General features: G+C 55.7%; 6 protein-coding genes and 1 tRNA gene. 3 read left to right on the top strand and 4 right to left on the bottom strand.

What is annotated here, in order from left to right; all coding sequences use genetic code 11:
• The 4 genes from AC2VLY_RS17080 to rsmI form a co-directional block, all read right to left on the bottom strand.
• Window positions 1-745, bottom strand: a 745-nt coding sequence (locus AC2VLY_RS17080) for a hypothetical protein (protein WP_486922704.1), incomplete at its 3' end; no start/stop codon positions are given.
• Between the two features lie 90 nt (window positions 746-835).
• Window positions 836-1849, bottom strand: coding sequence for a tyrosine-type recombinase/integrase (locus AC2VLY_RS17075; RefSeq protein WP_486892319.1), 1014 nt, complete (start codon window positions 1847-1849; stop codon window positions 836-838).
• 172 nt (window positions 1850-2021) lie between these two features.
• A tRNA-Phe gene (locus tag AC2VLY_RS17070) sits at window positions 2022-2097 on the bottom strand.
• A gap of 13 nt (window positions 2098-2110) precedes the next feature.
• Window positions 2111-3139 carry a 16S rRNA (cytidine(1402)-2'-O)-methyltransferase gene (gene rsmI, locus AC2VLY_RS17065; RefSeq protein WP_486892320.1) on the bottom strand — a complete coding sequence of 343 codons (1029 nt, stop codon included), beginning with the start codon at window positions 3137-3139 and terminating at the stop codon, window positions 2111-2113.
• Between rsmI and AC2VLY_RS17060 the strand changes: the two genes are divergently transcribed.
• The 3 genes from AC2VLY_RS17060 to rfaE2 are packed head-to-tail and all read left to right on the top strand — an operon-like array spanning window position 3108 to window position 6300.
• Window positions 3108-4844 (top strand): penicillin-binding protein activator, encoded by a 1737-nt coding sequence (locus AC2VLY_RS17060; RefSeq protein ID WP_486922703.1) that lies wholly within the window; start codon window positions 3108-3110, stop codon window positions 4842-4844. The genes rsmI and AC2VLY_RS17060 overlap by 32 nt on opposite strands.
• A gap of 8 nt (window positions 4845-4852) precedes the next feature.
• A complete protein-coding gene (locus AC2VLY_RS17055) occupies window positions 4853-5218 on the top strand; it encodes a YraN family protein (RefSeq protein ID WP_024893315.1) in 366 nt (121 codons plus the stop codon).
• On the top strand, window positions 5215-6300 hold the full coding sequence (rfaE2, locus tag AC2VLY_RS17050; protein ID WP_486922701.1) for a D-glycero-beta-D-manno-heptose 1-phosphate adenylyltransferase: 1086 nt from the start codon (window positions 5215-5217) through the stop codon (window positions 6298-6300). The genes AC2VLY_RS17055 and rfaE2 overlap by 4 nt, the downstream gene beginning before the upstream one ends.
• The last annotated feature ends 40 nt before the right edge of the window (window positions 6301-6340 follow it).

The following is a 6340-nucleotide window of genomic DNA, read 5'->3' as shown; positions in this document are numbered from 1 at the left end:
GTAAATGTACCGTTCCCTCGGCATAGAGGTTGTCTTTTGCTGCACCTAATCTGAATCGAAAAGGGCTGTAGGAGCGCGGCACAAAACCTTTTTTGGGGTACTGGATGACCAGATCATGGCGTTTACCCGTAAAAAGCCCTTCTACAGGGTATCCGCCCGCTTCAGAAAATTGCAGAGCAAGCGTGTCTCGTAATTTAAGGTCTCCCCGCGCGAACCGGGGTGCCTTGCCCTTGGACATGGACATTTGCCAGGCCTTGAGTGCTGAATCCAGCACTTTTGAGGCCGTGGAGAAACCTAATCCTTCCATCACCGCCGTCGCACGACACTGGTAGGTTTCACAGGCCGCTTTGTTGCCAATGCGTGAATAGAATCGTTCCTTAAGGGTTTCTTTATGCGCCTGTCGGACGGTTTTCAGGATCACCCCCAAGTCCTTCCAGAGTGCTCGCCGCTGCTGTGCGATGCGTTTCATTTCGCCATCATCATTGGCGGCTTTTGCGGCGTTGAAGGCTGAACTCACGACCTCAATCTGCACCTGAATTCCCCGTGCTTCCGGTCCTGCATGCGCCATGATGTAGGTTTGCATTTCATCATAAATGCTGTGCATGACCGCGATGATATTGTTGTAAAGCGCACGGGCTTGGTTGATCTGCTCTGCCACAGCCCGCTCAGAATCCGGGGATAGACGCACCCCGTAACAGTACATGAGCTGATTGCCTATTTTTTGTGGAACGGTCTTGATCTGCATGGTGTACTCTTTCAGCTATATGCGCATGATGCATTTTTTTGCAAAGTGGCGGTTTACGTTAAAAACGTCATGTATATTTAAGCGAATTGTTTATCCACGACCCCGCACCGCATCCACCAGCACTTTATCGGAAATATGCGTGTACCGCTTCATCATCTGGGTGGACTTGTGCCCGGTAATCGCCTGAACGGTCATTGTGGTAACCCCCTTTTCCACTAGCCGGCTAGTGGCCTCGTGTCGCAAGTCATGGAAAGTCAGCCCTTCTATACCCGCCCGTTTTAAGGCTCTATTGTAGCTGGCTCTCATCCCGTTAGTGGTGTACTTCCATACCTTACCATCCTTGCCCGTTGCTCGGGCTTGCTGCCGCTGTAAGGCTTCTTCGGCTTTTTCGGAAAGCGGCACGACCCTTGCCGTACTGGTTTTAGTCAAGCCGTAAGTGAGGTAAACCGTGTGGTCGATCCAGTTTACCCGTCGCCACTCCATGCTAATGATTTCCCCCTGGCGCATGGCTGTTTCCATGGCGAATATCACAATATCCGCCAATTCAGGGTTGGTTTTGGCGCAAGCCGACAGTAAGCGGTCTTCCTCATCCCCGACTAATCTCCGATCACGCCCTGGGGGTAGTTTGGGTTTGCGTACCAGTTCCACCGGATTGATAAGATCAACCATGCCCCATTCCTTGCGGGCAATGTTGAATAGATGGCTAATGACAGCCAGGTAAAGACGGATGGAGTTTGCACTTTGGTAAGTCTGCCATTGCCGGATAATTCCGGCGAGCATGGGACCGTCCAGTTGGGCTAAAGCTATTTCCCCATAATCGGTATGAAGCCGCCTGATGATGCCACCGTCACGGTGTTGGGTTGTGGGTTTCTTGGTCGGGATAATTTCTTCTGCATAACGGGATAGAGCTTCACCGAAAGTAAAAGTCTGGTCCTGCATACGCTTAATCACCTGGGCTGGTGACTGTTCTGCCAGTTTCTTTTCTTGCTGGGCGGCCCAGAGATTGGCTTCTGCTTTGGTATCAAATGTAGATGAAAGTGTGGGGTAGCCTTGCTTGCGGATTTGTACCCGCCAATACTTACCACGCTTTTGAATGCTCGCCATGAATCTGCGTCCTCAATGGTGTAATCGAGAACTGCACCATAGCCGCTGCGTTGTGCCATTTTCAAGGGATACGCGACACACTACCAGTAACCGAGTCTGGCAGAATTTTCATGTTACTGCACCAATAACTGCACCAATTAGAATTTGCTGATGCTGTAACTATTTGATTATATGGTGCCCAGGGACGGAATCGAACCGCCGACACGAGGATTTTCAGTCCTCTGCTCTACCGACTGAGCTACCTGGGCCAAGAGCGCGTATTTAAGCGGGCTCACGCCCGGAAGTCAAGGCCAGGGCGCGACGATATAAAAGACGGTGGGCCATTCCGCTTTGCGCTTCAGCAATTCGCACCGCCTGGGTCAGTGGCAACTCCTCGAGCAAAGGGGCGAGCCAGCGATCCGCTTCCTGTTCACCCGGGTCTTGTTCAGGTGCTCCGCCGAGTATCAAAGTCATTTCGCCACGCACCTTATCCGGCTGCTGGGACAGGCGTTCCAGCAGCCCGCCCAGAGAGTCCCGGATACATTCCTCATAGATTTTGGTCAGCTCCCGGCAAAGCGCTGCAGGCCGATTCAGACCCCAAAGTTCCGCCATGTCCGTTATTGTTGCCACAATGCGATGGGGGGCCTCATAAAAAATCATGGTTCGTGGTTCCGACTGCAACACCGCAAGACGCGCCCGACGGGCGCCCGCTTTGGCGGGTAAGAATCCTTCAAAACTGAAGCGATCACTCGGCAAGCCAGACAAAGACAACGCGGCCACAGCGGCATTGGGCCCGGGGATAATGGTGACCGGTAACTGCTGTTCGCGCAGCAACGCCAGTAATGGAAAACCAGGATCGGAAATTAACGGCATCCCGGCATCAGAAAGCAGGGCAATCTGCTCACCGGCGGCTATGCGCTGGGCAATTTGCGGGGCCAGTGCCCGCTCGTTATGTTCGTGCAGGGCCATGGTTTTGGGCTGTACACCAAGATGCTGGAACAAGCGCTGGGCATGACGGCGATCTTCCACCAGGATCAGGCTGGCACCCGCAATGGCCTGCCCGGCCCGTGGCGAAAGATCCTCCAGATTGCCGATGGGGGTGGCGATAATCGTCAACAGCCCGGAATGCATTTCAGTCATTGAACCACTGCTCCATTCTCCATACACTCTGCTCATGAAACTGCCGACCAGTTTATTCCATTTGCCACGTTTGACCGCCACACTGGCTGTCGCCGCCGCCTTGAGCGCCTGCGCGAGTATGCCACATAAGCCGGCGCCCGTGCTCAGTACTGCTCCGGCTCCTGTAGCCACTGCGGCAAACTCTCCTGAAGCGGCAAGTGCCCGGCAAGCAGATGCGTTACTCGCAGAGGGGCATGACCTGGAAGCCGCCAAAGACTACATCAAGGCGGCGGCGGCCGTTCAGGGCAAGACACAACTCCAGTATTTGCTGAAGGCTGCACAAGCCTCCCTGCAGGGCAACAGGGCTCCGGTAGCGGTACTCCTCGCCGATGAAGTCCTGCGCCTGGAACATGACGATAACGGTTTACGGGGACAAGCCTTGTGGGTACGCGCCCAGGGATTGATGGATCAGGGACAGACACCCAGAGCCAAAGGCAATCTGGAAGAACTGCTGACCATCGCCAGCACGCCTCAGAACGTGCGGGCCGAGGCCATGGGAACCCTTGCCACCTTATACACCCAGGAAGGGCATGAACTGACTGCCCTGAATTTTCTGATAGAACGGGACAGCCTGCTCAGCAGCGCTGCCATCCACAAAAACCATCAGCGTATTCATGCTCTTCTGGACTCTGTTTCCTCGGCACGCATTCAAAACTGGCAGGGACGCAGTGGTAATCCTTTGGTACAGGAATGGCTCGCCATTGCCCTGATCAGTCGCCATAATCCTGATCCGGATCAACGCAAAGCCGCTATCAATGCCTGGATGGCCGCGCATCCTGGCCACCCGCCCATCAATTTTACCAGCCATGACGAACTGAACGTCGCAGACACTACCAGCAGTCAGGAGGGCAGTATTTGTGCACTGCTCCCCTCCACCGGTAGTTATGCGGGACTTTCCCAGGCCCTCAGTGCTGGCATGGAAACGGCGGAACAGCTGGCATCCGGGCCGGCCGTCAAGCTGCTGCAAAGTACCGGAAATCCCAGTTATACTGCTGTGCTTTTTGAGCGCGGAGTCAAGGAAGGTTGCCAGATATTTGTCGGGCCATTATTACCGCAGGACATCAATGCCGTGGCCAGTGTACGCAAACCTTCAGATCCTCCGGTTATTGCTCTGGGTTCCGATGCCGGGGTACAACAACCGGGGTTATATACTTTCAGTCTGAGTCGGGATGTTGCGGCGCGTCAGATTGCCAATCAGGGCTATGCAGCAGGCTATCGACGGGTTTATGTGTTGTATCCGCAGGATTCCAGTGGCGCTGCCATTCAGGCCGATTTTATCGATACCTGGAAAAAACTGGGTGGCAGCGTCTCAGGAGTCGCCACCTATCTGCCTGGTCATTCTCTTAATGGTCAGGCGCAGCAACTGCTCAGCGGGACCATCTCAAGGCATGATTTTGTTTTCCTGGTCGCAGACAGCAAAAATGCCAACGCTGCAGTCACAGCCATCCGTTCCATCAACAGTCATATCCCGATTTTCAGTCCGGCACTTTTACATGGAGCCACCCTCCCGAGCGATGCGCAAAATCTCTCCGGAATTGAGTCCGTGGATATGCCCTGGATTATTCAACCGGCTACGACCAAACCGCAGGCCGCCGCGCTCCTCCATACGAGCCTGCCCAATGCCAGTGATGCGCAGTGGCGGATGGCCGCTTTTGGTATGGATGCCTACCAGCTTGCCGAAAAAATCCTCGCCAGACAATTCAGTCAGCCTCTCAAAGGTGCCACCGGAACCTTACATTTTGGTAAAGGAGGCCGCATCGTGCGTGGCATGGAATGGATGGAAGTAGAGAATGGCGCTATTGTGCCTTTGCCAGCCATTCCCAAACCCGGCAGCTAAATTAACGCATGCCTTCGCCGCGCCAGAACTTCGGTCAGCAGGGTGAGGATCGCGCTTTGGCTTTGCTGCTGAGGGCCGGACTAAAATTGCTGTTGCGCAATTTTCGTTGCCGTTCCGGGGAAATCGACCTGATCGTACTGGATAATGAGGCGCTGGTGTTCGTGGAAGTACGCCAGCGCACCCATAATCGGCAAGGCTCTGCCGCTGCCAGCGTCAACCATCGGAAACAGCAGCGTTTGATTCGCGCTGCCGAATATTTTTTGTTGCGCAATCCCCGGCATGGTCTGCGTCCTTGCCGGTTTGACGTGATTGCCATTGACGGTGACGCAGCGCCGGAGTGGATTCGCGATGCTTTCAGAGTACCCAGCCCATGACCATGCCTGACCGGATAAATACCGCCTTGCGCGCCAGCATCGCCACCAAGGAACATGCTGCACAGAGTCTCGCCGCACCTTTCGCCGACGCCAGTGCAAGACTGATAGCCACACTGCAGAACGGCGGCCAGGTTTTATGTTGCGGCAACGGTGGTTCATCGGGAGATGCCCAGCATCTGGCCTCCGAACTGGTCAACCGCTTTGAAAGTAATCGCATGGCCCTTCCCGCCGTTGCCCTCAGCACGGATAGCAGCGTCTTGACCGCCATTGCCAATGATTCTGCCTACACGCAAGTATTCGCCCGTCAGGTGGAGGCCCTGGGCCGACCCGGCGATTGTCTGGTGGCTTTCAGTACCTCCGGCAATTCCGAAAATGTCCTGCAGGCCATTCGTGCGGCCCAGGCTCGGGGCATGTGGACCCTGGCCATGACCGGCAAGGATGGCGGACAACTTACCGGCCTGCTGGGGGCGGCGGATATTGAGCTGCGCGTCCCCGAAACCAGTACGGCGCGCATCCAGGAAGTCCATCTGGTCATCATTCATGCCCTTTGCAGCGATGTGGACGCAGCCTTTGCCGAAAATCCAATTCCGCCCCATAGCGTCGCGTCATTTTCCGGACGGATTCTGCACGACCATGAGCAGCTCAGGCAGGCCTGCAATTATCGTCGTCCACTGGTGTTCACCAATGGGGTTTTTGATGTCCTGCATCGTGGCCATGTCCAGTATCTCGCCGAAGCCCGCGCGGAAGGCGCCTGTCTGGTTGTCGCCGTGAACAGCGATGCCTCCGTGCGTCGACTCGGCAAGGGCGCTGATCGCCCGATCAATCCGGAAGACGATCGGATGGCGGTACTCGCGGCCCTGCAGTCCGTGGATTTCGTCACCCCTTTTGATGAAGACACCCCTTTGCAACTCATAGAAAAACTGCAGCCTGACGTCCTGATCAAGGGCGGCGACTGGCCGGTGGAACGCATTGTCGGTGCCCGCGAGGTCCAGGCGCGCGGCGGTCGCGTCCTCAGCATTCCTTTCCGGCACGACCGCAGCACCACCGCCCTGTTGCAGAAAATCCGGAATTCCCGACCATGAGCATCGCCGTCATTCTTCCGGCACTGCGTGCAGCTCTCGA

This window comes from Acidithiobacillus sp. TH-A36 (assembly GCF_057473445.1).
This window is presented reverse-complemented; position numbering and strand designations above follow the sequence as displayed.